This is a genomic window from Streptomyces alanosinicus, from assembly GCF_014650595.1.
Classification (GTDB): Bacteria; Actinomycetota; Actinomycetes; order Streptomycetales; family Streptomycetaceae; genus Streptomyces; species Streptomyces alanosinicus.
In genome coordinates, this window is sequence record NZ_BMVG01000002.1 from 190,715 (window position 1) to 213,404 (window position 22,690).

General features: G+C 68.6%; 26 protein-coding genes. 11 read left to right on the plus strand and 15 right to left on the minus strand.

Annotation, left to right across the window (positions count from 1 at the left end; genetic code table 11):
- Positions 1–56: 56 nt before the first annotated feature.
- Positions 57–896, plus strand: a complete 840-nt coding sequence (locus IE277_RS07170) for a hypothetical protein (protein WP_189949611.1) — start codon at positions 57–59, stop codon at positions 894–896.
- Between the two features lie 24 nt (positions 897–920).
- On the opposite strand, the gene IE277_RS07175 is transcribed toward IE277_RS07170, so the two are convergent.
- The 3 genes from IE277_RS07175 to IE277_RS07185 form a co-directional block, all read right to left on the minus strand.
- The gene (locus IE277_RS07175) at positions 921–3,317 is read right to left on the minus strand and encodes an HAD-IC family P-type ATPase (protein ID WP_189949613.1); all 2,397 of its coding nucleotides are present in this window, start codon (positions 3,315–3,317) and stop codon (positions 921–923) included.
- Between the two features lie 187 nt (positions 3,318–3,504).
- On the minus strand, positions 3,505–4,299 hold the full coding sequence (locus IE277_RS07180) for a hypothetical protein (RefSeq protein ID WP_189949614.1): 795 nt from the start codon (positions 4,297–4,299) through the stop codon (positions 3,505–3,507).
- Between the two features lie 243 nt (positions 4,300–4,542).
- On the minus strand, positions 4,543–4,815 hold the full coding sequence (locus IE277_RS07185) for a DUF2530 domain-containing protein (protein ID WP_189949616.1): 273 nt from the start codon (positions 4,813–4,815) through the stop codon (positions 4,543–4,545).
- A 150-nt stretch (positions 4,816–4,965) separates the two neighbouring features.
- On the opposite strand from IE277_RS07185, the gene IE277_RS07190 reads away from it, so the two are divergent.
- The gene (locus IE277_RS07190; protein ID WP_189949618.1) at positions 4,966–6,417 is read left to right on the plus strand and encodes an NCS2 family permease; all 1,452 of its coding nucleotides are present in this window, start codon (positions 4,966–4,968) and stop codon (positions 6,415–6,417) included.
- Positions 6,418–6,433: 16 nt separating this feature from the next.
- On the opposite strand, the gene IE277_RS07195 is transcribed toward IE277_RS07190, so the two are convergent.
- The gene (locus tag IE277_RS07195; protein ID WP_189949620.1) at positions 6,434–6,616 is read right to left on the minus strand and encodes a ribbon-helix-helix protein, CopG family; all 183 of its coding nucleotides are present in this window, start codon (positions 6,614–6,616) and stop codon (positions 6,434–6,436) included.
- 156 nt (positions 6,617–6,772) lie between these two features.
- Between IE277_RS07195 and IE277_RS07200 the strand changes: the two genes are divergently transcribed.
- Positions 6,773–7,210 (plus strand): MarR family winged helix-turn-helix transcriptional regulator, encoded by a 438-nt coding sequence (locus IE277_RS07200; protein ID WP_189949622.1) that lies wholly within the window; start codon positions 6,773–6,775, stop codon positions 7,208–7,210.
- A gap of 28 nt (positions 7,211–7,238) precedes the next feature.
- Positions 7,239–8,582 carry an MFS transporter gene (locus tag IE277_RS07205; protein ID WP_229880912.1) on the plus strand — a complete coding sequence of 448 codons (1,344 nt, stop codon included), beginning with the start codon at positions 7,239–7,241 and terminating at the stop codon, positions 8,580–8,582.
- 165 nt (positions 8,583–8,747) lie between these two features.
- Here IE277_RS07205 and IE277_RS07210 read toward each other — a convergent pair whose 3' ends face one another.
- Positions 8,748–9,275 carry a GNAT family N-acetyltransferase gene (locus IE277_RS07210; RefSeq protein ID WP_189949624.1) on the minus strand — a complete coding sequence of 176 codons (528 nt, stop codon included), beginning with the start codon at positions 9,273–9,275 and terminating at the stop codon, positions 8,748–8,750.
- A gap of 40 nt (positions 9,276–9,315) precedes the next feature.
- Between IE277_RS07210 and thpR the strand changes: the two genes are divergently transcribed.
- A complete protein-coding gene (gene thpR, locus IE277_RS07215) occupies positions 9,316–9,888 on the plus strand; it encodes an RNA 2',3'-cyclic phosphodiesterase (protein WP_189949626.1) in 573 nt (190 codons plus the stop codon).
- Positions 9,889–10,037: 149 nt separating this feature from the next.
- Here the strand turns inward: thpR and IE277_RS07220 are convergent, their stop codons facing one another.
- The 3 genes from IE277_RS07220 to IE277_RS07230 all read right to left on the minus strand — a co-directional run bounded on the left by IE277_RS07220 (position 10,038) and on the right by IE277_RS07230 (position 12,447).
- Complete coding sequence (locus IE277_RS07220) at positions 10,038–11,030, minus strand: aldo/keto reductase (protein ID WP_189949627.1); 993 nt, start codon at positions 11,028–11,030, stop codon at positions 10,038–10,040.
- A 51-nt stretch (positions 11,031–11,081) separates the two neighbouring features.
- Positions 11,082–11,675 (minus strand): Uma2 family endonuclease, encoded by a 594-nt coding sequence (locus IE277_RS07225; RefSeq protein WP_189949629.1) that lies wholly within the window; start codon positions 11,673–11,675, stop codon positions 11,082–11,084.
- Positions 11,676–11,763: 88 nt separating this feature from the next.
- Positions 11,764–12,447 (minus strand): GDSL-type esterase/lipase family protein, encoded by a 684-nt coding sequence (locus IE277_RS07230; protein ID WP_189949631.1) that lies wholly within the window; start codon positions 12,445–12,447, stop codon positions 11,764–11,766.
- Positions 12,448–12,570: 123 nt separating this feature from the next.
- On the opposite strand from IE277_RS07230, the gene IE277_RS07235 reads away from it, so the two are divergent.
- Positions 12,571–13,566: a WD40 repeat domain-containing protein gene (locus tag IE277_RS07235; RefSeq protein ID WP_189949633.1), complete on the plus strand. Its 996-nt coding sequence runs from the start codon at positions 12,571–12,573 to the stop codon at positions 13,564–13,566.
- Positions 13,567–13,596: 30 nt separating this feature from the next.
- Here IE277_RS07235 and IE277_RS07240 read toward each other — a convergent pair whose 3' ends face one another.
- From IE277_RS07240 to IE277_RS48745, 4 genes are all read right to left on the minus strand, one after another.
- Positions 13,597–14,319 (minus strand): phosphotransferase family protein, encoded by a 723-nt coding sequence (locus IE277_RS07240; protein ID WP_229880915.1) that lies wholly within the window; start codon positions 14,317–14,319, stop codon positions 13,597–13,599.
- 118 nt (positions 14,320–14,437) lie between these two features.
- A complete protein-coding gene (locus IE277_RS07245) occupies positions 14,438–15,322 on the minus strand; it encodes an aldo/keto reductase (protein ID WP_189949637.1) in 885 nt (294 codons plus the stop codon).
- Positions 15,319–16,488 carry a cupin domain-containing protein gene (locus IE277_RS07250; protein ID WP_189949639.1) on the minus strand — a complete coding sequence of 390 codons (1,170 nt, stop codon included), beginning with the start codon at positions 16,486–16,488 and terminating at the stop codon, positions 15,319–15,321. The genes IE277_RS07245 and IE277_RS07250 overlap by 4 nt, the downstream gene beginning before the upstream one ends.
- A 15-nt stretch (positions 16,489–16,503) precedes the next feature.
- Positions 16,504–16,638: a hypothetical protein gene (locus IE277_RS48745; RefSeq protein WP_268252211.1), complete on the minus strand. Its 135-nt coding sequence runs from the start codon at positions 16,636–16,638 to the stop codon at positions 16,504–16,506.
- Between the two features lie 465 nt (positions 16,639–17,103).
- On the opposite strand from IE277_RS48745, the gene IE277_RS07255 reads away from it, so the two are divergent.
- Complete coding sequence (locus tag IE277_RS07255) at positions 17,104–17,619, plus strand: DUF6879 family protein (protein ID WP_189949641.1); 516 nt, start codon at positions 17,104–17,106, stop codon at positions 17,617–17,619.
- A 6-nt stretch (positions 17,620–17,625) separates the two neighbouring features.
- Entirely contained in the window at positions 17,626–18,480 is an 855-nt protein-coding gene (locus IE277_RS07260; RefSeq protein WP_189949643.1) for a helix-turn-helix domain-containing protein, read from the plus strand.
- Positions 18,481–18,500: 20 nt separating this feature from the next.
- Here IE277_RS07260 and IE277_RS07265 read toward each other — a convergent pair whose 3' ends face one another.
- Together IE277_RS07265 and IE277_RS07270 are read right to left on the minus strand one after the other, a co-directional pair.
- Positions 18,501–18,797, minus strand: a complete 297-nt coding sequence (locus tag IE277_RS07265) for a hypothetical protein (protein WP_189949644.1) — start codon at positions 18,795–18,797, stop codon at positions 18,501–18,503.
- Positions 18,778–19,203 (minus strand): ATP-binding protein, encoded by a 426-nt coding sequence (locus tag IE277_RS07270; RefSeq protein WP_189949646.1) that lies wholly within the window; start codon positions 19,201–19,203, stop codon positions 18,778–18,780. Before IE277_RS07270 ends, IE277_RS07265 begins: the two co-directional genes overlap by 20 nt.
- A 138-nt stretch (positions 19,204–19,341) precedes the next feature.
- Between IE277_RS07270 and IE277_RS07275 the strand changes: the two genes are divergently transcribed.
- The 3 genes from IE277_RS07275 to IE277_RS07285 all read left to right on the plus strand — a co-directional run bounded on the left by IE277_RS07275 (position 19,342) and on the right by IE277_RS07285 (position 21,439).
- Positions 19,342–20,196 carry a helix-turn-helix domain-containing protein gene (locus IE277_RS07275; RefSeq protein ID WP_189949648.1) on the plus strand — a complete coding sequence of 285 codons (855 nt, stop codon included), beginning with the start codon at positions 19,342–19,344 and terminating at the stop codon, positions 20,194–20,196.
- An 8-nt stretch (positions 20,197–20,204) separates the two neighbouring features.
- Complete coding sequence (locus IE277_RS07280) at positions 20,205–20,387, plus strand: DUF397 domain-containing protein (protein WP_373310735.1); 183 nt, start codon at positions 20,205–20,207, stop codon at positions 20,385–20,387.
- Between the two features lie 161 nt (positions 20,388–20,548).
- Positions 20,549–21,439 (plus strand): RpnC/YadD family protein, encoded by an 891-nt coding sequence (locus IE277_RS07285; RefSeq protein ID WP_229880921.1) that lies wholly within the window; start codon positions 20,549–20,551, stop codon positions 21,437–21,439.
- Positions 21,440–21,521: 82 nt separating this feature from the next.
- Here IE277_RS07285 and serC read toward each other — a convergent pair whose 3' ends face one another.
- Positions 21,522–22,640 (minus strand): phosphoserine transaminase, encoded by a 1,119-nt coding sequence (gene serC / locus IE277_RS07290; RefSeq protein ID WP_189949650.1) that lies wholly within the window; start codon positions 22,638–22,640, stop codon positions 21,522–21,524.
- Positions 22,641–22,690: the final 50 nt, after the last annotated feature.

Below are 22,690 nucleotides of genomic sequence, written 5' to 3' on the forward strand. Positions count from 1 at the left end.
CTGATCGCGCGAGTCAACCGACTCCACGATCACTTCTCCCTCCAGGGGAAACGCACATGCGCATACGTGCCACCGTGGCCGCCGTCTCCGGCGCCCTGGCCCTCTCCGCCCTCGCAGTCCCGGCCGCGCAGGCCGTCACCGACTCGGGCACCCCTTACACGCTGAACGTGAGCTTCTCCAACGTCTCGATCGCCAAGGCGGTCAAGGTGGGCACCACCAACGCGGTCAGCGTCTCGTACACGTACACCATGACGCACGGCACCGACGTGAACATCGCCGCGAGCGACTTCTACACGGACGCCTTCCTCTACCACGGCACCTACAGCGACACGGCCCCCGAGCTGTACGGCGCTCCGGCGACCTGCACCGCCACCACGTCGACGACGGCCACCTGCAAGGGCACCGTCGACATCTACCCGGCCGACCCCCCGTCCGACGGCGGCCTGATGAACGCCTGGGCCGGCGGCTGGAGCGTGGCCGCCGAGGCCATCGCCTTCAACGGCCAGGACCAGCAGAACCCCGATATGAGCAAGGTCGGCTACAAGGACCAGAGCGGCCTCGGCAGCACGCTGGTGCAGCGCTACTCGAAGCTGACGACGACCGTGAGCGCGACGTCCGTCACCAAGGGCGGGACGGTCACGGTCTCGGGCAAGCTGACCCGCGCCGACTGGGAGAAGCACACGTACAACACGGTCGGCGGCCAGTCGGTCAGGCTCCAGTTCCGCAAGTCCGGCACGACCACGTACACCACGATCAAGACGGTGACGTCGGACACCTCCGGCAATGTGAAGGCCACCGCCACCGCGAGCGCCGCCGGCTACTGGCGCTACAGCTACGCCGGCATCTCCACCACCCCGGGCGTCAGCGCCACGGGTGTCTACGTCGGCGTGAAGTAACGCCCGACCAGAAGTAACGCCCGACTAGTCGGGAAAGCGGCGGTCGACCCACTTCCACAGGAACTCCAGGGCGGCCGCCGCCACCACCGCGATGCCGACGGCGGTCCATGGCATGGCCATACCGACCAGCTTCAGCGCGAAGAAGGTCTGCAGCGCGGGCACGGCCAGGATGAGGACGAACGCCAGGCCCATCGACGCCACCAGCAGCACCCGCCACCAGGTGTAGGGGCGGGCGACGATCGCCAGGATCCACATGGAGATCAGGAAGAGCGTCAGGGTCGCCGCGCTGGTCTCCGCGCTCAGCTGGCCCGAGCCGGTGTAGGAGTGACGGGCGATCAGATACATCACGAAGGTCGCCGCGCCGGCCACCACGCCACCCGGGATCGAGTACCGCATGACCCGCCGCACGAAGTGGGGTCTCGCCCGCTCCTTGTTGGGCGCGAGGGCGAGGAAGAATGCCGGGACACCGATGGTCAGGGTGGACAGCAGGGTCAGGTGCCGTGGCAGGAAGGGGTATTCGACCTGCCAGCACACCACCAGCACCGCCAGCAGCACCGAGTAGACCGTCTTCACCAGGAACAGCGTCGCCACGCGCGTGATGTTGCCGATCACCCGGCGGCCCTCGCCGACGACCGAGGGCAGGCTCGCGAAGCTGTTGTTCAGCAGCACGATCTGGGCCACCGCCCGGGTCGCCTCCGAGCCGGAGCCCATGGCGACCCCGATGTCGGCGTCCTTCAGCGCGAGCACGTCGTTCACACCGTCGCCGGTCATCGCGACGGTGTGCCCATGGGACTGGAGCGCGCCCACCATGTCCCGCTTCTGCTGCGGGGTGACCCGCCCGAAGACGGTCCCCTCGTCCAGCGCTTCCGCCATCCCGGCCGGGTCGGCGGGCAGCCGCCGCGCGTCCACCGCCGTACCTTCCAGGCCCAGCTTGGCGGCGACCGCGCCCACGGACACCGCGTTGTCACCGGAGATGACCTTGGCCCGGACGTCCTGGTCCGCGAAGTAGCGCAGGGTGTCGGCCGCGTCGGGCCGCAGCCGCTGCTCCAGGACGACGAGCGCGGTGGGGCGGACGCCATGGGCGGGGTCGGGATCGTCCAGGTCGCGGCTCGCGCGGGCCAGCAGCAGCACCCGCAGCCCCTGTTCGTTGAGGCGCTCGGTCTCGGCCAGGGCCGGGTCCCGGTCGGTCAGCAGGACGTCCGGGGCGCCGAGCAGCCAGGTGCTGGCCTCGCCGTCGGCCTCGCTGAACGCGGCCCCGCTGTACTTGCGGGCCGAGGAGAAGGGCAGCGACTCCACGCAGCGCCATTCCTCGCTGTCCGGGTAGGCGTCGATGATCGCCTGGAGGGAGGCGTTGGGGCGCGGGTCGGACTCGCCGAGCGCGCCGAGCACCTTGTGTACGTACGTCGTGTCCGCGCCGTCCAGCATCCGCAGCTCGGTGACGTCCATGCCGCCCTCGGTGAGGGTGCCGGTCTTGTCCAGGCAGACGGTGTCGATGCGGGCCAGCCCCTCGATCGCCGGCAGCTCCTGCACCAGGCACTGTTTGCGGCCGAGCCGGATGACGCCGATCGCGAAGGCGACGGAGGTGAGCAGCACCAGCCCCTCCGGGACCATCGGCACGATCCCGCCGACGGTCCGCGCGACGGCGTCCTTGAGCCCGTTGCTCTTGACGACGAGCTGGGTGATGACGAGTCCCACGGCCGCCGGGACCATCATCCAGGTGACGTACTTGAGGATCGTGGAGATACCGGTGCGCAGCTCGGAGTGGACCAGAGTGAAGCGGGAGGCCTCCTCCGCGAGCTGGGCGGCGTAGGCCTCGCGGCCGACCTTGGTCGCCGTGAAGGCGCCGCCGCCCGCGACCACGAAGCTGCCGGACATCACCGGGTCGCCGGCGCGTTTGACGACGGGGTCGGCCTCGCCGGTGAGCAGCGACTCGTCGATCTCCAGCCCGTCGGCCTCCGCGCACACCCCGTCCACGACGATCTTGTCGCCGGGCCCGATCTCGATGAGGTCGTCGAGCACGATCTCGTTGGTGGCGACTTCGACGGCGTTCCCGTCCCTGCGCACCGTCGGCCGGGCCTCCCCGATCACCGCGAGCGAGTCGAGGGTCTGCTTGGCCCGCCATTCCTGGACGATGCCGATGCCGGTGTTGGCGAGGATCACAAAGCCGAACAGGCTGTCCTGGATCGGCGCGACGAACAGCATGACCACCCAGAGCACGCCGATGATCGCGTTGAACCGGGTGAAGACATTGGCCCGGACGATCTCCCCGAGCGACCGGCTGCTGCGCACGGGAACGTCGTTGACCTGGCCGCGATGGACGCGGTCCGCTACGTCAGCACTGGTCAGGCCCGCCGGTCTGCCTGCTGGTAGGGCCACCGGATGCACGGGGTCGAGTTCCGCGCCCGCGTCTATGTGGGTCATGTAATCGACGGTACGTGGGGCTTCGCCCGCCCGCCCACCCGACCGGGCCACTGTGACTGAGCGCTCGACTTGGCCGACTGAAGCGCTCAGTCACACGTCGTGGCTCCGGCTACCCGACCGAACCCGTATCGAGGGCTTTCGTCACTTGCTCACCATGGTGGAGCGTGCCGCGGGTGTCGCGGTGCCGTCACGCCCTGCCTGCGCCCCCCCGCCGCAGGTCGCGGTACATCACTCCGGCCGCGCCCACCACGACGGGTACGACCACAGCGGGCACGACCCACCAGGGGATCCCGGTCCACACGGTCAGGAGCCCCACCCCGAGGCAGACGGCGGCGATGGTGATGAGCATCCGCCTGCCGTACGGGTTCCAGGTGAAGGGTTCGGGGGCACAAGGGCTGACCAGGCGCACTGCGCCGAAGACGAACATCAGGGCCGCGAGGAGCGCGGCCATGAGGCCGAAGGCGGCGTTCATCTGGAGCTCGTCGCGTGGCGCTTCGGAGGTGTTCTGCCGGACGCCGTCCTTGCTGAGCACCACGATGGTGCGGCGCCAGATGGTGCCGGTGACCTGGTCGCCCGGCTCCAGCTTCTCCAGGAGCGGCCCCGGGTCGCCGAAGTCCACGACCCTCCGCCAGGAAGCCCCGCCCTTCAGGGTTGCCTGATAGGTGGAACTCTTCCCGCCGTCCTTGATCACCGTCTTCTCGACAATGTACCGCCAGGTGCTCAGGCAGTCCTTCTCCGCCCGGACCTGCTCAGTCGCATGGGCGGGGCACGGCTCGGCGGCCCGGTAGTCCCGATAGCGTTCCCGGTCGGAGGGCAGCCACGCGGTGAACGCGAGGTAGCAGAGCACCGCCGCGATCAGGGACAGCAGGATCAGTAGGGCGCCCAGGGATCGGGTCCGGCCGGGCGACAGCCGACCTGCGCCGCGCTTCTTCGGTGCCTCGCCCGTGCTCTGCGCCGTAGCCCTCGCTCGCTGTACGGTCATCACATACCCCCCTCTGTCCCATCTTCCACCTGCTGGGAACGGGAGTACGACGAGGGGTGCGCGTGGGCCTGTGGCCCCTTCCCGCACGCCATCTCGGAGAAGTGTGACCATGCCGCGCCCTGGCGCCGCCGGGGCGCGGCGGGCGGCCGACCACCGGCTTCGACCGGCTCAAGAAGGAGCCCCGAGCCCGTCGTCGCCCTCTGGCCAACTGCCGCGCTCAGAGCGGCCGGCTCAAGGACTCGGTCACAGCTGCTCCGCCGACGTCGGCCGGAGCCCCGCCGCCCTCTTGATCGCCGCGTCCCGCTTCCTGACGTACCAGATCCCGATCAGCCCCAGTCCGCCCCCGGTCAGACAGGTCCACAGCCACCACAGATGTCCGTGGTCGGCGAACCAGCCGTAGAAGGGGAGCTGGACCAGGAAGAGCACGAACCACACGATGGTGCCGCCGACGATCGTGGCGACCACGGGCCCCTCCAGGGGCTCCGGCGCCTCGTGCTTGGGGGTCCACTTAGCCATGCGGACAGCTTAAGCGTGCCCGTCTTCTACGCGCGGAGATAGCGATCTCGCACTCATACCTTCATACTGAAACCGTTTGTCTTTGACCACTTCTGCTCGTATGAAACTCCAAAGGGGCTCGGGGGACCCCCTTTGGTGATGAGGATGCGCATGTCCAGCCCGGCCCCCGCCAAGGTCCCCACCCCCGAGATACCGGGCGGTTCGCAGCCCCATGGCGTGCTCGACCGCTACTTCAGGATCTCCGAGCGCGGCAGCTCCGTCGCCCGGGAGGTCCGCGGTGGTTTCGCCACCTTCTTTGCGATGGCGTACATCATCGTGCTGAACCCGATCATCCTCGGCAGCGCGAAGGACATGTACGGGCACCACCTGGACAACGGCCAGCTGGTGACGGCGACCGCGCTGACGGCCGCGTTCGCCACGCTGCTCATGGGCGTCATCGGCAATGTGCCGATCGCGCTCGCCGCTGGCCTCGGCGTGAACTCGGTCGTCGCGCTGCAGCTCGCGCCCCGGATGTCCTGGCCGGACGCCATGGGCATGGTCGTCCTGGCCGGTTTCGTGGTCATGCTGCTGGTCGCCACGGGGCTGCGCGAGCGTGTGATGAACGCCGTGCCGTTCGGCCTGCGCAAGGCGATCTCGATCGGTATCGGCCTGTTCATCATGCTGATCGGTCTCGTCGACTCCGGCTTCGTCACGCGCATGCCGGACGCCGCCGACACCACCGTCCCGCTGCAGCTCGGCACGGGCGGTCATCTGCACGGCTGGCCGGTGCTGGTCTTCATCCTCGGCGCGCTGCTGACCTTCGCGCTGATCGTGCGCAGGACGCCGGGCGCGATCCTGATCTCGATCGTCGGCATGACCGTCCTCGCGGTGATCATCAACGCGGTCACCACGGTCTCGTCCTGGGGCCTGACCGTCCCGAAGTGGCCGGGCAATCCGGTCGCCACCCCCGACTTCGGCCTGGTCGGCCAGGTCAGCCTGTTCGGCGGCTTCTCCAAGGTCGGCGCGCTGACCGGCGTCCTCTTCGTCTTCACGGTCCTGCTGTCGTGCTTCTTCGACGCGATGGGCACGATCATGGGCGTCAGCGACGAGGCCAAGCTGACCGACGCCCAGGGCTATATGCCGGGTATCAACAAGGTCCTCTTCGTCGACGGCCTCGCGGTGGCGGCGGGCGGTGCCAGCTCCTCCTCGGCCACCACCGCGTTCGTGGAGTCCACGGCCGGTGTCGGTGAGGGCGCCCGGACGGGCCTCGCGAACGTCGTCACGGGCGGCCTCTTCGCCGCGGCGCTGTTCCTCACCCCGGTCGCCACGATGGTCCCCTCCCAGGCGGCCACCCCGGCGCTGATCGCGGTCGGCTTCCTGATCCTGTCGAACTCGATCAAGGAGATCGACTGGGCGGACTACACGATCGCGATGCCGGCGTTCGTGACGATGCTGATGATGCCGTTCACCTACTCGATCACCAACGGCATCGGCATGGGCTTCCTCACCTTCACGGTGCTGCGCCTGGCCGGCGGCCGGTTCCGGGAGATCCCGGTCCCGATGTACGTCGTCTCGGCGGTCTTCGCCTTCTACTACCTGATGCCGGCCCTGGGCCTGACCTGAGCGCCCCCGGGGTCCCTCAGGTGACCCCGTAGAACTTCTCCGTCTCCTCGACGGCGGTCTGGAACCGCTCGTCGAAGTCGTCCCGGACGAGCGTGCGGACCACATAGTCCTGCACGCTCATTCCTCTTTTCGCCGCATGGTGCCGGAGCCTTTCGAGCAGCTCCCCGTCTATCCGCAGGCTGAGCACACTGGTCCCCATGTGTACGAGGGTCGCCATATCCGGCCACCCGGTGTGTCACTTTCCGGAACCGACTCACTCATATGGGTGATCTATGGGGTTCCGTGGCCAGGGTCACGGGCATTTCGCCTGTGTCGCGGTGGTCTTTAGGGAGAGTAATGAGTTACTCTAAAGAACATGCCGGACCTTACCCATGGCGACGACGCTGCCGCCGTGAACGCCCTCCGCTCCGCCGTGATGCGGCTGTCCCGTCGGCTCAAGCACCAGCGGGTCGACGAGTCGCTGAGCCCCACCGAGATGTCGGTGCTCGGCACCCTCTTCCGCTGTGGCTCGGCCACCCCGGGCGAGCTCGCCCGCAAGGAGCATGTCCAGCCGCCGTCGATGACCCGCATCGTCGCGCTGCTGGAGGCCAAGGGACTGGTCCGGCTGGAGCCGCACCCCGAGGACCGGCGGCAGAAGGTCGTCACCCAGACCGAGCAGGCCGAGACGATGCTCGAACAGAGCCGTCGCAAGCGCAACGCGTTCCTGGCCGGCCTGGTCGAGGGCCTCGACGAGGACGAGTGGGCCGCACTGCGCGCCGCCGCCCCCGTGCTGGAGAAGCTCGCACACCTGTAAGACCCCGCAAGGAGGAGGCGAAGCCACTTTGAGTACGGGACCCGGAACACCTTCCGTCCCCGCACCGACCGCCACTACTACCCCCGCCGCCCGCACGTCCTCGATGTTCAGCTCGCTGAAGGTCCGGAACTACCGGCTGTTCTTCATAGGCCAGGTCGTCTCCAACACCGGCACCTGGATGCAGCGCATCGCCCAGGACTGGCTCGTCCTCGGTCTCACCGGCTCCTCCGCGGCCGTGGGCATCACCACGGCCCTGCAGTTCCTGCCGATGCTGCTGTTCGGCCTCTATGGCGGTGTCCTGGTCGACCGCCTGCCCAAACGCCCCACGCTGCTGGTCACCCAGACCGCCATGGCCCTCGCGGGCCTCGCGCTCGCCGCCCTGACCCTCACCGGCCATGTCCAGGTCTGGCACGTCTACGTCGCCGCCTTCGCCGTCGGCCTCGCCACGGTGCTCGACAACCCGGCCCGCCAGTCCTTCGTCTCCGAGATGGTCGGCTCCGGGCAGCTGCAGAACGCGGTCAGTCTGAACTCGGCGAACTTCCAGTCCGCCCGCCTGGTCGGCCCGGCCGTCGCCGGCCTGATGATCACCGGGGTGGGCACCGGCTGGGCGTTCCTCGCCAACGGCCTGTCCTTCGTCGCGCCCATCACCGGCCTGCTGCTGATGCGCGCCCGCGAACTGCACGTGGTCCGGCGCGCACCGCGCGGAAAGGGCCAGCTGCGGGAGGGCCTGAGCTATGTGGCCGGCCGCCCCGAGCTGATCTGGCCGATCGTCCTCGTCGGCTTCATCGGCACCTTCGGCTTCAACTTCCCGGTGTGGCTCTCGGCCTACGCCGAGCATGTCTTCCACGCCGGGGCCGGCGGCTACAGCCTCTTCAACACCCTGATGGCCGCCGGCTCCCTGGCCGGCGCCCTGCTGGCCGCCCGGCGCGGCACGGCCCGGCTGCGCGTCCTGAGCGCCGCCGCGCTGGCCTTCGGCGCGCTGGAGATCGTGGCCGCGCTGACACCGTCGTACTGGCTGTTCGCGCTGCTCATGGTCCCGATCGGGATCTTCGGCCTCACGGTGAACGTCACGGCGAACACCGCGGTCCAGATGGCCACCGACCCGGCCATGCGCGGCCGGGTGATGGCCCTGTTCATGATGGTGTTCATGGGCGGTACGCCGCTGGGCGCGCCCGTCGTCGGCTGGATCACCGACACCTACGGCCCGCGGGTCGGGTTCGCTTTCGGCGGTGTCGTGTCCGCCGTCGCGGCCGCCGCGATCGGCCTGGTCCTGGCCCGGATCGGCGGACTGCGCCTGTCGGTGGGCTGGCACGGGGGGCATCCGCGGGTGCGCTTCGTGCCGCGGGAGCGGGAGCAACTGGCCGTCACGTAGGCCTGCCGACGGGGCGGGAGTGCGCCGTGGGGGGCTGGTGCGTTGCCGGCTGCGGGTCCGCCGCGGCCGGTCGCGCCCACGCGGCGGAGCCGCATTTCGATACAGCCCCGCGCCCCTGGCGGGTCGTACCGCCGTCGGCCGCGTGGCGGCCCGTGCCCGGAGCCGCTACCGCACCCGGCGTGCCAGTACCTGCCCCGGCCAGTCGTTCTGCTCGCCGGAGGTGTAGGTCTGCGTCGGGGTGAAGCCGTTGGCCTCGTAGTAGGCGACGAGCTTGCGGTCGTCGCCCGCGTAGCAGTCCACGCGCAGCAGGGAGACCCCGGCCTCACGGGTCACCTCGGCCGCGTGCGCGAGCAGGGCGGCACCGGCGCCCCGCCCCTTGAAGCGACGGTCGGAGGCGAGCCAGTGGATGTACCGCTCGGGCTCGCCGGGCGAGGGCAGATGCGACAGATAGGGGCCGGGCGCCGCGGAGAGGGTGAGCGTGGCGGCCGGCACACCGTCGGCCTCGGCGATGTACGTCCTGCCCCGCTCCATGTAGCCGGCGACCGATTCCGCCACCTTCGGGTTCTCCGACAGCGGCTTCGTCCCCCACTGGCCGGTGCGCCCCTGCGCGGTCAGCCACTCCACGCAGCTGTCGAGCATGCCGAGTATGAGGGGGAGGTCGTCGGGGCCGCCTTCGCGAATGGTGAGCGTCATGAAGGTCATCATGCACAGACGCGTCTGCGAAGGTGAAGGCATGAGACTCTTCGCCGCGGTACTCCCTCCGGAGCGCGTCGTGCAGGAACTCGCCGTCGAGGTCGCCCGGTTGAAGGCACTGCCCGGTGCGGAGCGGCTGCGCTGGACAGGCCGTCCGGGCTGGCACTTCACCCTCGCCTTCTACGGCGAGGTCGCCGACGACCTCGTACCGGACCTGTCGGACCGCCTGGCCCGCGCCGCCCGCCGCACGACCCCCTTCGACCTGGCCCTCTTCGGCGGTGGCCAGTTCGGGCACGGCAGGGCCCTGTGGACGGGCGCCTCGGGCGAGGTGGAGGCGCTCCGGCTGCTGGCCGACCGGGCGGAGGCCGCGGCCCGGAAGGCGGGCGTGCCGATGGGGGAGCACCGGCGGTACAAGGCCCACCTCACGGTGGCGCGCAGCCGGGACGGCGTCGACGCCCGGCCGTACGTCGACGCGCTCGCGGAGTTCACCAGCGGCACCTGGACCGTGGCCGATGTGGCGCTGGTGCGCAGCAATCTGCCGCGGTCCGGGGTGCCGGGGGAGCAGCCGCGGTACGAGGTGGTTGCCTGCTGGTCCCTGGGCGGGGCCGGTTAGGCTCGGGGGCGTGGACCCGAAAACCCGGAACCGGATCATGGCCGGTGTGCTTGTGCTGATGTTTGTTGTGGTCGCCGTGGCCGCGGCGGTCAGGTAGCTCCCGGCCGCGGCGGGGAACCGCAGCCGGTTCGCCGGCTGCCCTTCTGGTGTTACCAGGCAAACGCCTCCGGCGCCGGTCCCGGGCCCGGGAAGACCTCGTCCAGGCCGGTCAGCAGCTCCTCGCTCAGTTCCAGCTCGACCGCCCTGAGGGCGGAGTCCAGCTGCTCGGCGGTGCGCGGGCCGACGATCGGGCCGGTCACCCCCGGCCGGGTCAGCAGCCAGGCCAGGGCCACCTCGCCGGGCTCCAGGCCGTGCTTGTCGACCAGGTCCTCGTACGCCTGGACCTGGGCGCGGCCGACCGGATCCTTGAGGGTGTCGGCGGCCCGGCCGGAGGCGCGGCGACCGCCCTGGACCTCCTTCTTGACGATCCCGCCGAGCACACCGCCGTGCAGCGGCGACCACGGGATGACGCCGAGGCCGTACTCCCGCGCGGCCGGGATGACCTCCATCTCGGCGCGGCGTTCGGCGAGGTTGTACAGGCACTGCTCGCTGACGAGGCCGAGGGTGCCGCGGCGGGCGGCGGTCTCATTGGCCTGGGCGATCTTGTAGCCGGGGAAGTTGCTGGATCCCGCGTAGAGGATCTTGCCCTGCTGGATCAGGGTGTCGATCGCCTGCCAGATCTCCTCGAACGGGGTGTCCCGGTCGATGTGGTGGAACTGGTACAGATCGATGTGGTCGGTCCGCAGCCGCTTCAGGCTGGCGTCCACGGCCCGGCGGATGTTCAGCGCGGAGAGCTTGTCGTGGTTGGGCCAGGCGGGCTGCCCGCCGGGGGCCATGTTGGCGTAGACCTTGGTGGCGAGGACGACCTTGTCACGGCGGTCGCCGCCCTTGGCGAACCAGTTGCCGATGATGGTCTCGGTCCGGCCCTTGTTCTCGCCCAAGCCGTACACGTTGGCGGTGTCGAAGAAGTTGATGCCGGCGTCCAGCGCGGCGTCCATGATGCTGTGGCTGTCGGCCTCGTCCGTCTGCGGACCGAAGTTCATCGTCCCGAGGACGAGCCGGCCGACCTTGAGTCCCGTGCGTCCGAGCTGCGTGTACTTCATGGTTCCCCAGCCAACGGCTTGAAGTGGGCTCGAAGCAAGCGCCACCGGCGGTCAGTCGCGGGGGAGTTCGTCGGTCTTGAGGGTGAGGCCGAGGGGGGTGGTGGTCATGTCGACGTCGGTTCCGTAGACGACGCGCAGTTCGCAGGTGTAGTCCCCCCTCTTGGGCTCGGTGTACACATGGCACCGGCCCTGGTAAGGGTCCGCGATGAGGTACACGGGGATCTCGGCCTCCGCGTAGGCGGTCATCTTGGGGCCGTAGTCGTTGTGGGCGGTTCCCTTCGAGATGACCTCGGCGACGAACTCGATGTCCTCGTACCGCCAACGGCCCTCGTCGTCCTTCGCGGCGCCCTCGCGCAGCTTGGCCACGTCGGGGCAGAAGCCGTTCCCGGGACCGGGGAAGTCGATGCGGACGTCCGTGAAAATCTGCGCCCGCCTTCCGAAGCGGTCCTCAAGTGCCCAGATGATATGGCGGATGGTTTGCCAGTGAATGTCCCGCTGCGGTGCCATGAAGATGTTGCCCCCGACGATCTCGGCCTTGTATCCCTCGGGGACGGGCATGCGCTCGAACCGTTCGAACCACTGGTCCAGGTATACGGCGTTCTCGTCGGCCATCTTGATCTCGATCCTGTCTTCCAGGATGGTCACCGTGGCGCTCCTCCCCGGCTGCCCCACGGACGAGTGCAGCCGCGCGGTACAACGATACGCACCGTGACCAGGAACCGCCGGAATCCGGTCAATCCGTTCCGGCCGCGTACATCTGTCCGAGCCCCCACGCCTCCCACATCGCCCCCGCGAACGCCTCCGCGATCCGGTGCTCGCCGCTCGCGTTGGGATGTGTGCCGTCGTACGTGTCGAGGTGGATGTCGTACGACTGGGGCGGCGAGGCCAGCAGGATCGGTGAGCGGGGTTCGTCCAGGTCGGCGACCGCCTTCGCCAGCAGGACGTTGAAGAGGTCCACCTGGGTGGCGAAGGGCGGGTCCGTCGTGGCGCGGACGTTCGGGATGACCGGGAGCAGGACCATGCGGATGCGCGGGTTCGCCTCCCGGGCGGCGCTGACGAAGGCCCGGACGTTCTCCGCCGTCTGCTCGGCGTTGGTGTAGAAGCCCAGGTCGATCAGTCCGAGGGAGACCAGCAGGACGTCCGCGCGGTGTGCGCGCACCGCCGCGCCGACCAGCGGGGCCATGTGCAGCCAGCCCTCGCCCCAGCCGGCCAGATGCCGGCGCGGGAAGCCGGGGTCGGCGTACGCGGACGACGTGGGGGCGTCGGCCGCCTTGTCGTACAGCTCCTCGCGCGGTCCGACGAAGGTGAACGGGCCGTCGTACGCCGTGCACAGGTGACGCCACAGCCGGTAACGCCAGGTGTGCTCGCCGGCGCTCCCGATCGTCATGGAGTCACCTACGGGCATGAACCTGAGCATCCGCTCATGATGGACGATCAATGGAGGATCAAGCGCGGCCGTGGGATGTGAGGCCCGCCACGTCAGGTGTGCTCCACGGGAGTGGCTCGGCCGAACCCCCGGAGGGAATGGCAGGCTTGGGGGATGCGTCGTTCGTTCGCCGTCCTCGCCGGGGTGCTGCTCGCCGGCGCCTGTGCGCTGCCCGCCGCCGCGTCCGCGTCCGCCTCCGCCGGTGACGGCGACCAGGGATTCACCCTCAAGGACCCGAGGATCGACGAGTCCAGCGGGCTCGCCGCCTCCCGTCTCCACCCCGGTATCTACTGGACGCACAACGACAGCGGCGACGGGCCCTACGTTTACGCCGTCGACAGCCGTACCGGGAAGACGGTCGCCCGGATCACCCTGCGCGGCATCGGCTCCCCGCGCGACGTCGAGGCCATCTCCATCGGCCCGCACAACGAGATCTACCTCGGCGACATCGGCGACAACTTCGGCGGAAAATGGCCGTATGTCTGGATCTACCGGCTGCCCGAGCCGAAGGAGCTGAAGGACCAGACGGTCAGCGCCACGCAGTACGTCGTGAAGTACGCGAACGGTCCGCGCGACGCCGAGTCGCTGATCGTCCACCCGAAGACCGGGCGGGTCTACATCATCGACAAGAAGGAGGACGGCGGGCATCTGTACGAGGGCCCGGCCACCCTCTCCACCTCCGGCGCGAACATCTTCAAGCCGATCGCCCCGGTCGACCTGTGGGCCACGGACGCGGCGTTCTCGCCGGACGGCCGACGACTCGCCGTACGCGGCTACTTCGGCGGGATCTACTACGACTTCGACGCCGGCCGGATCAAACGCGCGGGCCAGCTGGAGGTCCCCCTGCAGGGACAGGGCGAGGGCGTCACCTACTCCGCCGACGGCACCAAGCTGCTCTACAGCAGCGAGGGCGCCGACAGCGAGGTGGTGGCGAAGGACGCCCCCGACCCGCCGCCTGCCGCCAAGTCACCTTCGGCGAGCGGGAGTTCTGGCTCATTCGGAAGCGGAAGCGGAAGTGGCATCAACGGCAGTGTGAAGCTCGGCGCCGTCGTCGTCGCCGTGGGTCTGGCCGCGCTGTTCGGGCTGCGGAGGCTGCGGCGCGGGCGCTGAGCGATCACTGGGGTGCCTGCCGCATCAGCTTCACCACGTGCCGGTCCTCGGGGCTGCCGTCCTCCCGTATGCCGCCGCCAGGTACTCCTTCACCGGGCTCGCCAGTTCCTTGTAGAACGGTGTGCGGTCGGCGGCCTGGAGTACCTGGGCGCAGATGGTCAGTTCTGCCACGCGTGCGGCCGGGGTGCCGAGGATGTGTGCGAAGGTCTGGCGGACGCGGGCGGCAGTGGCGGGGGTGTGGAGGGAGTAGAGGTAGAGCTGGGCGGCGTCGAAGGCGACCGGGGCTCGCCCCCAGCCTTCCCAGTCGAGGATGGCGAGGCCGGGGCCGCCGAGATTCGCCCAGTGGAAATCGCCATGGGCAGTGGACCACTCGATCTCACCGACGTCACAGTCCGTGTACTCGGGGACAGTTCGGCGGATGTACTCCTCGCGTACGGCGATGCGCACGGTGGGGACTTCGGCAAGGGAGTCGAGCGCGGTCCGCAGCTCCGCCCACCATGATCCGGGTAGGGCGGGATCGTGTTCCAGGACTGGTGAGCGCGAGATGACGGTGGCGTCCGAGTGCTGGTACAGCTCCGCCCGATACGTCCAGCCGACGGCCTGCCAGTCGTGGACGTGGTGGAGGGCGGGGCGGGGGATCTCGGGAGGCAACAGCTCCTGGGCGGTCTTGGGACCGTCCCAGAGTTTCCCGCGCGCCTTGTCGGGGCGCTCCGCGACGACGCGGAGCCAGCCGGTGCCCTGCGCGCTGGTCACGGCACCGGAGAGAGTCCGGCCGGCGTAGCCCCAGACGGGATTCTCAGCATGGTCGGCCAGAGCGAGAGTTGTACACGCGAAAGCCCTGGCGGTACGCATGCGCTGGGCGGTGGCGTCGTCAGGCGCCGAGAACATCGATCACCTCGTGCAGAGTCTTGTCCGAGAGCGGAGGCAAAGAGAGGACGCGCTGGGCGGCCTCCCGGTGTCGCGCACGCCCGGACCCCAGGATGACGTGTTTCACCCCTGGGGTGGACGCGGTGACACGCAGCGCGGCCTCGGCCCGGGTGTGGCCTGGGGCAATGAGCCGGGCAAGGTCGTCAGTGACCATGGCGGGGAGTTCTCCGCCGTGCAAGGGCGCGGAAATGAACGTGTCCAGGCCGGTTGCTGTTGCCTCGGCGAGAGGGCCGGTGCCGTCCAGGGCCTGGGCGACCGGTTTGAGCATGACCAGCGAGACGGGGAGCTGGACGGCGGCCAGGTGATGGCCGGGCCCTCCGCAGCGGGTGGCGATGCGAAGCAGGTCAGCGACACTGAACGCGCCGTCGAAGCCGGTCCAGGTGGCGACGCCGTAGCCTCCGATCCGTCCGGCGCGGGCCTCGGCTTCGAGAGCGGAGAAGGCGCGGGTGATGGCGTCATGCGGGCGGACGGCTCGTTCGGGGTTGTGGACAAAGACGATGTCCGGCGCACGTCCCAGCTCTGCGGCGTTGCGGCGGCTCTGCCAAGTGACGTAGCCGTGGGTGAGGCAGTGGCCTGGAGCGGCTTCGGCCGGTGTGAGTACTCCAGCGTCGCCGGCAGCTGTCGCAAGGTCGGGGGTGAAGAATCCGACCTTCGTCGACACACGCAGATCCGGGTTCCCGGCGAGCACTGGCTGGAGCCGGGTCTGGGCGTGGCCGTGATGGTAGTTGGGAGCGGTGTCGATCCAGGAAGTCCCGCAGGCGATCGCCTGGGCGGCCGCCTGCGGGATGTCCCGGCACCGGTACGTTCCCAGCGCGAGGTCAGGGCTCACGGCTCGCTCACCGCCGCGACGTTTGCATTGACCAGTTCCGTGACGAGTCCCGCGACCTGTCCGACCGCGAGGCCGCTTGCTTCCGCCAGGTGCCCCAGGGGCGTTGAGCAGCCGCCGAGGAGCGGGGACAGCACAGCGCGAACGGGCGCGGCGAACGTCCACTCTTCGCCCCCGGCGAGGAGCACGACCCGGCCCTGATCGTCGGCGGCGAGCCGGGCTCGGGCGGTGGTGAGCCGGACACGCAGGTCATCCTGCGCCGGTACGGCGTCGAGGAACGGCAGCGACGGCATGGGGCGGCCAGGCTCGATGCCGTCCCGTGCGGTGAGGAAGTCCCCGATCATGTCGTCGTGGAGGGCGTCGGTGACTTCCTTGCGGAGGAGTTCGAGGTAGGCCGCCTGTTCCTGCGGTGGGGCGAAGACGGGCAGGTGCGCGCGTACGGTTTCCGAGGTTCGCAGCCGGTCCGAGAGCCAGCCCAGCAGGTCCGCGCCGGTCGTGGTCTGGAGCCCGCAGGTCAGGTGCAGGGACCGGCCCTCGGTGGCCGCTACCGCGTGCCACCAGCCCCGGGGCAGATACAGCATGTCGCCGGTGCGCAGAACGGTCTCTTCCACGGGCTCGGCTGCCGGAGGCTCCGGGGCTTCGGCGTCACGGTGGAGCGGGTTGATCCGGGTCGGCCCGTACAGACGCCACCGCTTGGCTCCTTCGAGTTGGATCACGATGACGTCGTGATCGTCCCAGTGGGTACCGAAGCCCTCCGTCGCCGTCCACGAGGCGTATGCGTTGATCTGGACACGGGCGCGGAACACCTCTTCGAGAGCGTGCGCCAAGCGTTCGGCCGGCTGGTGGAGTTCATCCACGGCGTCCAGGACCAGTGAGGCACCGTCCTGAAGTTGGCCGTGCAGCCGCGAGGGCTGGACGCGCTGCCACACCACGTTCCTGCGCGTGGTGACAGCGCTGGCGTAACTCTGCCAGGGGATGAGTTCCCCGTCGCGGTGAAGACGCAGGCGAGGTGGTTCAAGGCGTCCCCGGCCGATGACGGTGTTGAGGTCGCCCCACGTCAGGACGGAGGAGGCGCCGGCGACGCCGCGCCAGATGCGGTAAGTGCGGCCGAAAGCCCCGGTGAGGAAGTCCCCACCGAGGCGTTCGACCACCTTCGAGAAGGCGGTCACTTCTGTCGGCTCCGCTCAGTCGTTGGTGTCGGAAACACCGGTCGAGCCGCCGTCGGAGGGCTGCTCTGCGCGAGAGCGGGCGGCGGCGATGGACTTCCGGGAGATGATCAGGCCGTCCTCGGTGGGCTGCATGATGACGTTCTCGGGCATCGTGCACTCCTCTTCTTTCGATGTCCTCCCGCTCGGCTGGAGCGAGTGCGGCGACGGATGAGGTAGTCGCCAGAAGGACCGTATGAACCGCCAACACTCATGTGCCACGAAGTTGCACCGAATTACGGGTGACTTGATCCCTCGACGTCGTAGCTGATTTGCGCTCTTGACTGTGCGAGTCCTCGGGCATGACCGTGGTGTAAATCCATGCAACCGACTGGCGCTGGAGGACAACCACCATGGACATTCGGTTCGTTGGAATCGACCCGGACACGGACGAGGACGGGTGCCCGACAGTCTGGGTGGACGCGGAAACCGCCGATCTCCTGATCCAGAGCTATGAAGCAGACGCAGAGACCAGCAGTATCTGCGACGCTCTGTCTCCGGCCAGGGCACCGATCCCACCTGGCGAGACCGTCATCAGGATCCCGAGGCGAATGATCCCGATCATCAGGAAGGCATGCGATGAGCTCGATCCCGGAGTTCGGTGAACTCCTCGCCGGCACCGAGCGGTCGGCTGTCCACCTGGAGACACGCGACACCTACTTCAGCAACCCGCGCTTCGAGGCGTGGCGGCGAGGACTTCGCGTGGACTGGACCGACCGCGCCTCCTGGTGGCGTCCCTTCCATCAGGACATCGCGGACGCCGTGGCACGAGGAGTGTCCGTGCGTCGCGCTCGCGTCGTTTCCGAGCCGGTGAGTGACTACATCCGCTGGGAACACCAGCAGACGCGGGCCAACCTGGAGGCGGGGGAAGTCGTCCGGTGGCTGCCACGCCCTCTCGCAGTTGATCTTCTGCTGCCAGCCAACGACTTCTGGATCTTCGACGGGCGACTGATGCGCGTGCATCACTTCTCCGGCGACGGTGAGTGGGTGGGCAAGGAACTGTGTGGCGATGAGGGAGCGGTGCAGGCCTGTTCTGCCGCGTTTGAGTTGATTTGGCAGCGCGCCATCGAGCACGACGAATACGAGATCAAGTAAGCCGGAATGCCGCCCTTTCCCACGCCCGGTGTGCAGGATGCACGCGCAGCTCTCGCAGGCCGCCTGCGGGAGCTGCGTCTGGACGCGGGCATCACCGGTAAGGAACTGGCGCGGCGGTGTCATTGGTCCGTGGCCAAGTCCTCCCGTATCGAGAACGCGCACACGGCTCCGTCGGACAAGGACATCGAGGCATGGTGCACGGCCTGCGGAGCAGGGGACCAGGCGGCGGATCTGGTCGCGGCAAACCGACAGGCCGACTCCATGTACGTGCAATGGAGACGGCTTCAGCGCACTGGTATGAAACGTCTCCAAGAGGCGTCTACACCGCTGTACGAACGCACCCGTCTGTTCCGCGTGTACGCCTCCCACGTGATTCCTGGATATCTGCAGACCCCGGGGTACGCGACTGCCCTCATGAGCACCATCGCCAGCTTCCGTGGCACTCCCGACGATGTGACCGAAGCGGTGGAAGCCCGCCTGCGCCGCTCCCGCGTGGTGCACGAGGGTGACCATCGCTTCGCGACGCTCATCGAGGAGAACGTCCTCCACCATCGAATTGGCGATGATGATGTGATGGCAAGTCAGCTTGGAAGTCTTCTCGCCTCCATGACCCTGCCGTCGATCTCACTGGGTATCATCCCTGCCGGAGCTGCCAGGGAGGCGGTCATGTGGCCGCTTGAGCAGTTCACCGTCTTCGACGACGTTCGCGTGCATGTGGAACTGCTCGCCGCGAAGGTGGCCGTCACAGCACCTGGAGAGCTGGACATCTACCTGCGCGCGTTCGCAAGGCTGACCAGGTTGGCCGTGTACGGCGGTGAGGCACGCGTCCTGATGACGAAGGCCATCGATGCGTTGGGCTGACCCGAACGCCGCTTGCCCTGTCAGCGCTTGACTACGTACGGTCGCACCACGTCGTCAGTGGCTTCCCAGGGGGGTGCGCCAGGATGCGTGGCGATGCGCCAGCACTCCTCATCACGCGGAATCGGCAGCCGGAAACCGGCCGCGCGGTTGCACCTGGCCCAGCGGCGCCAGCGGGCGTCGTGCGGGTTCGGTAGCCGCCAGACGTACGGGTCCGGTGCCCTGACCTCTCGGGCGAAGTCCATGGGGTCGGCGGCGGGGACGCCGGAGCGCGGGCGGCCGAGCAGGTGGGCGAGCGCGTCATAAGCCCGCCGGAACATGAGTCCCCTCCAGCCTCTCCGCGACCGTGAACCGGGCCCACACGCACTTCGCGTACGTCTTCTCCCGATGCCCCCACGCCTCGGCCAACCCCGCGACGATCGCGAGCCCGCGCCCGCACTCCTCGTCGGGGTCGGAGTCGTGGGGCCGGGGAATCCGGTCCCGGTCCGGGTCCGTGACCTCCAGCAACAGTTCCGGTCCATCGAGGGTGAGCGCGACCTCGACCTCGGCGCAGGAGGTCCGGCAGTGGGCCACGGCGTTGGTGACGAGTTCGTTCGCGGACAGGGTCACGGCGTCGGCGAGTTCGCCCGTGATCCCCCAGTCCGCAAGGGCCTTGCGGATGCGCTGACGGGCGGCCGGCACGTGTCGTCTGCGCTTGGGGATGCGGAAGGTCTGGGTTGCGGTCATGGGCACGAAGCTAGAGGTGGATTCAGCACCTCGACAATCCCAATCAATGAATACATGCATGGGTGTCACTCGATCGTGTGATGCGCTACCAGGGTTGGTGTCGGCATGGCATCGTTGCCGACGGAGAGGGGAGGTCCCATGCCCGCAGGTGGACGGCCGACGGTGCGCAGCAGGCGTTTGGGTACGGCACTCAGGCAGTACCGGCAGGCCGCCAAGCTCGACCAGCCGCAGGCTGCCGAGGTCATCGCGTCAAGCCAGGCCAGGATCAGCCGCGTTGAGAGCGGACACGCCACCCCGCGTGTCATCGAGGTACGGCTGCTGCTTGATGCGTACGGCGTCACGGACCTGGAAGTGCGTATCAAGTTGGAGGAGTTGGCCAAGCACTCGAAGAAGCGGGGCTGGTGGCTGGAGCATTCCGCACACCTGCGGCCGGACTACGTCGATCACATCGCGTTGGAGGATGACGCAACGTACATCCGCCAGTGGCAGCCCACGCTGGTACCTGGACTGCTGCAAACTCCGGCCTACGCGCGTGCGGTCATCATGGAAGGGCCCGACTGCATCGCACCTGAAGCGGTCAACCAGTTGGTGACCGTGAGGGAGAGCCGGCAGACGAAGATCGAGGCAGGCGGGACGGCGTACACCGCCATCCTCTGGGAGTCGGTGGTGACACAGCCCTTGGTGAGCGTCGACATCCACAGGGCGCAGTTGGCCTCCATCCTTGACGTCGCGAAACGCAAGAACGTCACCGTGCAGGTCCTCCCGTTCAGCGCGGGAGCGTTGGCCGTCACGACCGCTGGCTTCTCCTCCTTCAGCTTCGACTCCGAACCGACCGTCGAGGCCGTGGCCATCGAGAACCTCCGGGGTACGTCGGTCCTCGAAGCACCGGAGGATCTGGCGGCTTACGGCAACATGTTCGACGTACTACGATCGGCAGCATTGGCACCGGACGCGAGTGCGAAGCGAATCCGGGACATACTGCGGAGCATCTAGGAAGACTGATGGTGACCGAGGCTGAGGGCCCCTTCTGGAAGTCGTCGTACTCAGGTCAGCACGGAGACTGCGTAGAGGTCGCCGACGCCACCGACAACGGCCGAGCCGTCCGCGACAGCAAGCAGCAGAACGGCCCCCTCCTCACCGTCTCCCGCGACAGCTGGCAGGCGTTCCTCCGGCAGTTCGCGTAGGCATCGCACGTACGGACAACGAAGGGCGCCCGGCGGTAGTACTCCGTCGGGCGCCCTTTCCAGTTGCTCCCTGGAATATCCCAAAGGCATATTCACTCATTCGGTCGACCTTGTCGCCATGCAGACGCACGGAACGCGTTCTCATGACTACTTTCTGCTATATGGTCAGTTCACCGCATGACACCATGCATCAGGTCTTCCGCAAGGAACCGGATCTGTTCGCCCACTTTCTGCCGCGCGCGGGCATGTCGTTCCCCGAGTACAGCTCGATCGAGCTCCTGAACACCGATCTCACCGAGATCAGGCCGTTGGAACGGCGAGTGGACAGCCTCTTCCGGGTCCGGACGGCCGACGACGAGGGTGGCTTTCTGCTCGCCGTCGAGTCGCAGGGCAGGCCGGACCCGGACAAGCACAACAGCTGGACCTACTACTTGGCGTACATCTACGCCAAGTACCGCCTGCCGCCGGTCCTGTTGGTGGTGTGCCAGGACAAGACGACGGCGTCGTGGGCCGCGGAGCCCATCCGCATCGGCAGCCGTTTCCACACCAGCATGCAGGTTTTCCCGCTGGTGCTGGGACCGAAGACCGTGCCCGTGATCACTGACCTGGAGGAAGAGGTGAGGGACATCCCCGCCACGGTGTTCTCCGTGCTCGTGCATGCCAAGGATCCGGGGCTGCTTGCGATACTGGATGAGGCGGCGCCGGTGGTGGGGCCCCACCCGGAGTGGGCGGAAATCATCGAGGTGGGTCTGGGTGAGGGCCCGGCCCGGGATTACTGGAGGAAACTGATGACCTTGTACACCCCGGAATTCCCCGGCAACGGCACCGTGATGGAGGAGGCGTGGCGCAAGGTCCACGCTGACGGCGAGGCGAAGGGCAAGGCCGAGGGTAAGGCCGAGGCCATCCTTCGGGCTCTTGAAGTGCGGAGCATCGAGGTCTCCGGCTCCGTCCGGGAGCGGGTTATGGCCTGCGGCGACCTGGAATTGCTGGGGACCTGGTTCGACCGCTCCATGACCGTGACGAGTGCCGACGAGTTGTTCGCCGGACAGTAAGGCGGCCGGACTCCGCAACGTGAAGGGCGCCCGGCGCAACGTACACCGCCGGGCGCCCTTCACCGTCGTACGTGCCGAGAGGTCAGAGCTTCTCGATCACATAGTCGACGCACTTCGTCAGGGCCTCGACGTCCGACGGGGCGATCGCCGGGAACATGGCGATGCGCAGCTGGTTGCGGCCGAGCTTGCGGTAGGGCTCGGTGTCGACGATGCCGTTGGCGCGCAGCACCTTGGCGACGGCGGCCGCGTCGATCTCGTCGGCGAAGTCGATCGTGCCGATGACCTGGGAGCGCTTGGCCGGGTCGGTGACGAACGGGGTGGCGTACTTCGACTCCTCCGCCCAGGTGTACAGGCGGGTCGAGGAGTCCTTCGTGCGGGCCGTGGAGAAGGCGAGACCACCCTGGCCGTTGAGCCACTTCAGCTGCTCGTTGAGGAGGAAGAGCGTGGCGAGGGCCGGGGTGTTGTACGTCTGGTTCTTGCGGGAGTTGTCGATCGCCGTGGGGAGCGAGAAGAACTCCGGGACGTGGCGGCCGGAGGCGTGGATGCGCTCCGCGCGCTCGATCGCGGCCGGCGAGAAGACACCGATCCACAGGCCGCCGTCGGAGGCGAAGGACTTCTGCGGTGCGAAGTAGTAGACGTCGGTCTCGGCGATGTCGACCGGGAGGCCGCCCGCGCCGGACGTGGCGTCGACCAGGACGAGCGCGCCCTCGTCGGCACCGGCGACCCGCTTGATGGGCATGGCGACGCCGGTGGAGGTCTCGTTGTGGGTGAAGGCGTAGACGTCGACGCCCGCCTCGGCCCGGGCCTCGGGGTGGGTGCCGGGGTCGCTGGCGATGACGGTGGGCTCGGCCAGCCACGGGGCGAGCTTGGCGGCCTTGGCGAACTTGGAGGAGAACTCACCGAAGTTGAGGTGCTGGGACTTGTTCTCGATCAGGCCGTGGGTGGCGATGTCCCAGAAGGCGGTGGAGCCGCCGTTGCCGAGGACGACCTCGTAGCCCTCGGGCAGCGAGAACAGCTCGGAGATGCCCTCGCGCACCTCGCCGACCAGGTTCTTGACGGGCGCCTGGCGGTGGGAGGTCCCGAGCAGGGACGTACCGGTGGCGGCGAGGGCGTCCAGCGCCTCGGTGCGCACCTTGGAGGGGCCCGCGCCGAATCGTCCGTCGGCGGGCTTGATGTCAGCGGGAATCTGGATGTCGGCCACGAGTCGGAGGGTATCCGCTGGGCGAAACCGGGCGGAACCGTGTCCGTCCG

Coding starts and splice junctions, on each gene's coding strand:
- IE277_RS07170 (WP_189949611.1), top strand. CDS start 57: ATGCGCATACGTGCCACCGTGGCCGCCGTCTCCGGCGCCCTGGCCCTC.
- IE277_RS07175 (WP_189949613.1), bottom strand. CDS start 3,317: ATGACCCACATAGACGCGGGCGCGGAACTCGACCCCGTGCATCCGGTG.
- IE277_RS07180 (WP_189949614.1), bottom strand. CDS start 4,299: ATGACCGTACAGCGAGCGAGGGCTACGGCGCAGAGCACGGGCGAGGCA.
- IE277_RS07185 (WP_189949616.1), bottom strand. CDS start 4,815: ATGGCTAAGTGGACCCCCAAGCACGAGGCGCCGGAGCCCCTGGAGGGG.
- IE277_RS07190 (WP_189949618.1), top strand. CDS start 4,966: ATGTCCAGCCCGGCCCCCGCCAAGGTCCCCACCCCCGAGATACCGGGC.
- IE277_RS07195 (WP_189949620.1), bottom strand. CDS start 6,616: ATGGGGACCAGTGTGCTCAGCCTGCGGATAGACGGGGAGCTGCTCGAA.
- IE277_RS07200 (WP_189949622.1), top strand. CDS start 6,773: ATGCCGGACCTTACCCATGGCGACGACGCTGCCGCCGTGAACGCCCTC.
- IE277_RS07210 (WP_189949624.1), bottom strand. CDS start 9,275: ATGACGCTCACCATTCGCGAAGGCGGCCCCGACGACCTCCCCCTCATA.
- thpR (WP_189949626.1), top strand. CDS start 9,316: ATGAGACTCTTCGCCGCGGTACTCCCTCCGGAGCGCGTCGTGCAGGAA.
- IE277_RS07220 (WP_189949627.1), bottom strand. CDS start 11,030: ATGAAGTACACGCAGCTCGGACGCACGGGACTCAAGGTCGGCCGGCTC.
- IE277_RS07230 (WP_189949631.1), bottom strand. CDS start 12,447: ATGCTCAGGTTCATGCCCGTAGGTGACTCCATGACGATCGGGAGCGCC.
- IE277_RS07235 (WP_189949633.1), top strand. CDS start 12,571: ATGCGTCGTTCGTTCGCCGTCCTCGCCGGGGTGCTGCTCGCCGGCGCC.
- IE277_RS48745 (WP_268252211.1), bottom strand. CDS start 16,638: ATGCCCGAGAACGTCATCATGCAGCCCACCGAGGACGGCCTGATCATC.
- IE277_RS07255 (WP_189949641.1), top strand. CDS start 17,104: ATGAGCTCGATCCCGGAGTTCGGTGAACTCCTCGCCGGCACCGAGCGG.
- IE277_RS07260 (WP_189949643.1), top strand. CDS start 17,626: ATGCCGCCCTTTCCCACGCCCGGTGTGCAGGATGCACGCGCAGCTCTC.
- IE277_RS07265 (WP_189949644.1), bottom strand. CDS start 18,797: ATGTTCCGGCGGGCTTATGACGCGCTCGCCCACCTGCTCGGCCGCCCG.
- IE277_RS07270 (WP_189949646.1), bottom strand. CDS start 19,203: ATGACCGCAACCCAGACCTTCCGCATCCCCAAGCGCAGACGACACGTG.
- IE277_RS07275 (WP_189949648.1), top strand. CDS start 19,342: ATGCCCGCAGGTGGACGGCCGACGGTGCGCAGCAGGCGTTTGGGTACG.
- IE277_RS07280 (WP_373310735.1), top strand. CDS start 20,205: ATGGTGACCGAGGCTGAGGGCCCCTTCTGGAAGTCGTCGTACTCAGGT.
- IE277_RS07285 (WP_229880921.1), top strand. CDS start 20,549: ATGGTCAGTTCACCGCATGACACCATGCATCAGGTCTTCCGCAAGGAA.